The following is a 4,522-nucleotide window of genomic DNA, read 5'->3' as shown; positions in this document are numbered from 1 at the left end:
CTCGATTTTCTGCCCAGATATTATAAAAAGCAATAAGTGTGGCGAAACTACCCTTCTCTTCGCGAATAAATTCCGTCAAAATACCGTAATAAGCTTTTTCACGTTTCTTTTTCTGGTAATAGCTAGAGACGATCGCATCTCTGGGATCTCGGACTAACAAAATTACCCGTTTGTCTTGATATTCAGCTTTTGAGGTTACCAATTCATCCGGCTTTTTTAATTGCGGGTTATCGTCGTGTGATACCCAAATCTTGGGAATATCGTGATGTAATTCTCTCAATTTTTGTAGGGCTAAAATATTAGTATCCTTTAAGTTAAAGTGCATCTCTAAAACTCTTCCTAACATCAATCGCAGCCAAGTTCGACCAGATTTAGGATAGGACATGAGGAAAAAATCAGACTCGTTTTTCGCTTTCATTCGTTTTTATTGATCTGGTGTAATTGTACTACAAATAAAATCTTACAGCAGTTTTGATTTGAGTAGACCCCAAAATTGGATAAGCTAAAAGAGTAGTATAAATAAAAAGATTGATGCCTGCTGCTGATTCGATTGACCTACGACAACGGATCATCAATGCCTATGAAGCCAAAGAAGGTTCACAAAGACAACTATAGCTCTCAATTCCTTGATTAGGAAAGCATTTTATGACTTCAGAAAGGGTTGTCGCTTCACGAACACCGGCTTCAAGTATATAGCAATCCTAAATCATTTGTAAAATCATTGGACTTTTTAAAAACTAGCTCCAACTCCTATCTCATCTGCCTTCTGCCAGCCCCCCTTATTAAGGGGGGTTAGGGGGGATTCCTTCTGCCTTAAAGCAGCCGATTTCTTTCACGAATCAAATAGGATTGCTATAGATGCGGGATTGCACAGAGATAGAATTGTCCTGACAATCTCGGATGCATAGTCTTTTAGATACTGTGCCATCCGTGGATTTTTCATCGCTGCGATATAGCTGCCAGCCTGGAGGTCATAAGACACTTCAATAATCTCTTCGCTATTGTGTTGAGCCTTCTGCTCCTTGGGGAGGATGGCACTGAGGTTTTGGCCTTATTGATAAAAAAATCAGTTTCCAGCCTCCAGTAGGCAATCATTTTGAGCAGCTGTTTAGTACCCACGTAAGTCTCCAGATTAATTTTCTAAGTAGCCCTTTACTAAAAGTACTTTTCCAATGCTGATAGAGCTTTCCAAAACCCCTCTCCTTCATTTTTATGACCTTGCCAAATTTCTGGAATAAATGAAGCATGAGGTGCAAATTTATTGAGCTCTTGAGCGAGAGCATAAAAGTCAATTTCGCCCTCACCAATTTGCAATCCTTCCCCATCAATACCAGCCGCATCAACAATATGTAGATGGGCAGCATAGGGGGCAACAGAATTAATAAACTCCTTAAAGGAAAGCTTATAGAAATTGCAGGCGAGTTTTGAGTGAGAAATATCTAGGCACACGCGGTAGTTATATCTCTTACAAAACTCAACCGTATCCTGAGGCGTCACAAATAAGTTTCGATAGAGTTGTCCCCCAAAGTACCAAGGGAAAGGAGGTAATGTCTGAGGAATGATTTCTACACCTTCCGAATTAATCTGTGTTAAACTATCAGCAATTAGCTGATATAGCTCGTCGCGTTTTTCAGGAGAAACAAAAGCATCTCGCGTACAATCACCAACACTAACTACAATTAGAGGCTTGGTAGATTTTCCAAAGAATGGCTTGAGCGATCTGGTGACATCAACCACCTTTTGTAACTCTCGAATTGATCGATGTCTGAGTGCTTCATCCTGATCAGCCAGGTTTAATATAAAGTCTCCGGAGAAAAAATCTGGACTATGAACAACCAAGTCAAGATCGTAAACGGTATCAAAATACTGCTCTATATCTAACTCTATATCCTTATAACTGAGATGAAATTCCAGAAAATCAGGATTAGATTTCGACAAAATCGTTTTGTAATCATGATAACGAACTGGTACACCCCAAGGGCGATTGAAGGAATAGTTACGTGCATGAACCTGCCCATCTCCTAAATCGCTAGGATAGAAAAAGTCTCCCGCTTTAAATTTTCGTTGAGCATACTGGCCAATCAAATCCGCTTTTCGGTTAGGCTGTATGCCTTGACCTGGGCTTTTAACAGTAATCATCTCAGCAGTAATCATTTGCCCCGGTTCTAAATTGCAGGTAATCACTAGGCTTTTTGCTAGATTTTCACGATTCATCAACTCACCTTGGCTAAGTCGGCGTTCGCTACTGGTGCCGAGGGCTGCTTCTACCTGACGAATACCCTGCACCATAGTCTTAAACTCATCGGGCAACAGACTCACTTTGTGGTCGTTCCCCTCCATGAATTTATCAATGGTGAAATGCTTCTCAATCACCTTTGCGCCTTTAGCCACAGCAGCAACTGAAACATGAATATCCCGTTCATGTCCTGAATAACCCACTTGGCAATCGCCAATTTTTCTAAGCCGCTCCAGGTAGTTGAGATTAAGATCTTTGAAAGGAGCAGGATAAGTTGAGTTGCAGTGCAGTAATACATACATCGCACCTAGCCGTTGCAATAACCGAACGGATTCAGTAATCTCGGCTTCTGTGGACATGCCAGTAGAGCAAATTAGCGGCTTACCGGTTTTCACTAAAGCTTTGAGTAAATCATGATTGGTTAGATCCGCTGATGCAACCTTATAGCCTGGCATTCCATAGTCTTCGAGAATCGCAAGACTGTCTAAATCCCAAGGTGTACAAAGCGGCAGGATGCCTAGGGATTTGCAATAGTCAAATACTTGCAGCATGGCGTCTGCTGGCAGCTGAAAGCGTGATAGCAAGTCGAGGGTGTATTGCGAGCCGATGTCTTCACTGGCATCATTGGCATTGCCGGCATTGCGATAGAGCGCTTTCATGCTGCGCAGTTGAAATTTCGCACAGTCAGCCCCTGCCTCAACGGCTAGATCGACCAGCTTCTTGGCCAAATCCAGACTGCCATTGTGGTTATTGCCAATTTCAGCAATTACAAACGTTGGCGAGTCAGCATCAATTTTGAAATCACCAATCTGTACTCCATCTGGACGGTTGCGGGCGACTGCAACCAAGTGTCCTACCGAGTCCACCAGCGGGATAAACTCAACCTCTGCCGAAAATGCTGCCAAAATCTGCCCATGGTCAACATCAGCTGGAACAGACTTATAGTTTTTATTAGAAACCTTGTAGACAGGTTGATTGAGGTCAATATTGTTTTGACTAACTAACCAGCGGCGAAAGTCACCATCGGTCATGATTCCTTCTAGGACTCCTGACTCTGTGACGGAAAAGATTATGCGACTTTTGTTATCGCTGATTTTCTTGAGGGCGTTGAGAATGCTGTCTTCACCAAAGACGATGTATTTAGAAAGGTTTCTGTCAATTAGCATGGGAAGCCACCTGTTGATTGAGGAAAAATTCGGCAATTTCGAAGTCCAGCGGGGAGTCAATCTCGTGGGCTGCAGCCTCACTCATGGGAAAAAGAGAGATTTTGCCACCTAAGCGGTTGCCCAGTTTTTGCAAGACCCAAGGCTTAAAGATATATATTGAACCATTTTCGACATACTGTGGATTCATATCCTGGCGGCGGGGGCGATCTCGATAGTCATAGTTAATCGATTTTGCCACGCCGTCAACCTGTTTCCAAAGAAAGCGATGGGAAGGAGAAACTGACACTAAGGAATCAGCATCTTCTGCCTGAAGTTTTTGGATGGCATTATCAATATCAATCCCACTTCGAATTGGGGAAGTGCACTGAAGGAAGACGATTAAATTAGGGTGTATACCACTCCTCTCAATTTCATCAAGGGCATGAGCTAAAGCCAACTCGGAAGATGCTGTATCTCCAGCGAGTTCATCAGGGCGCTTAATAATCGAAGCCCCATATTCTTCTACTTTAGAAGCGATCTCAGCATCATCAGTAGTAACATAAAGTTGATCGACTAAACTTGCCTCTGTAGCATCGATGATTGAGTAAATAATTAAAGGCAGTGAGTTCAATGGCTTGATATTTTTTCTGGGTACTCCCTTAGACCCACCACGAGCAGGTATTATGCATACTGTAGTCATGAATCAATTCTGCGTTTTAAGGCAGGGTAAACGAATCTAAGTTAAGTAAGTTTTTAAAAATCTATATTTGTAAATTGTGAATACTAACAATCAAGGGATTCGAGATGATTAAAAATTTTCCTAGCGTAGTCACTTAGGTTTATAAATGTTAACTCGTAAATTTTTGTTTTTCAAATGCTTAGTTCGAAAAAAATGTTCGAAAAATCACTAGCGTTTCCTTTTAAACACGACGTGATCAAGCAAACTTTTATTTTTTTTCAAAAAAACTATTTAAAATGGGATTCATATCTTAATAAAAATTACATAAATACTGATTTTTATTTTTTTTATAGCGTTTATTAACCTAATGAGGTACACCGGATTTTTGCCTTGTTCCCTCTTCTATCTTCCCTGTTCCCTGTTCCCTGTTCCCTGTTCCCTGTTCCCTGTTCCCTGTTCCCT

Annotated in this window: 3 protein-coding genes; all 3 read right to left on the bottom strand. The window is 41.5% G+C overall.

Annotated features, from left to right (window positions below; translation table 11 throughout):
- A partial coding sequence (locus BJP37_RS33995) for a sulfotransferase domain-containing protein (RefSeq protein ID WP_143728052.1) occupies positions 1-418 on the bottom strand: 418 nt, incomplete at its 3' end.
- Between the two features lie 737 nt (positions 419-1,155).
- Positions 1,156-3,402 (bottom strand): N-acetylneuraminate synthase family protein, encoded by a 2,247-nt coding sequence (locus tag BJP37_RS33990; RefSeq protein WP_075906811.1) that lies wholly within the window; start codon positions 3,400-3,402, stop codon positions 1,156-1,158.
- The gene (locus BJP37_RS33985; protein ID WP_075906809.1) at positions 3,392-4,081 is read right to left on the bottom strand and encodes an acylneuraminate cytidylyltransferase family protein; all 690 of its coding nucleotides are present in this window, start codon (positions 4,079-4,081) and stop codon (positions 3,392-3,394) included. The genes BJP37_RS33990 and BJP37_RS33985 overlap by 11 nt, the downstream gene beginning before the upstream one ends.
- Between the last annotated feature and the right edge of the window lie 441 nt (positions 4,082-4,522).

Origin of the sequence: Moorena bouillonii PNG, assembly GCF_001942495.1 — a bacterium.
Taxonomy (GTDB): domain Bacteria; phylum Cyanobacteriota; class Cyanobacteriia; order Cyanobacteriales; family Coleofasciculaceae; genus Moorena; species Moorena bouillonii.
This window is presented reverse-complemented; position numbering and strand designations above follow the sequence as displayed.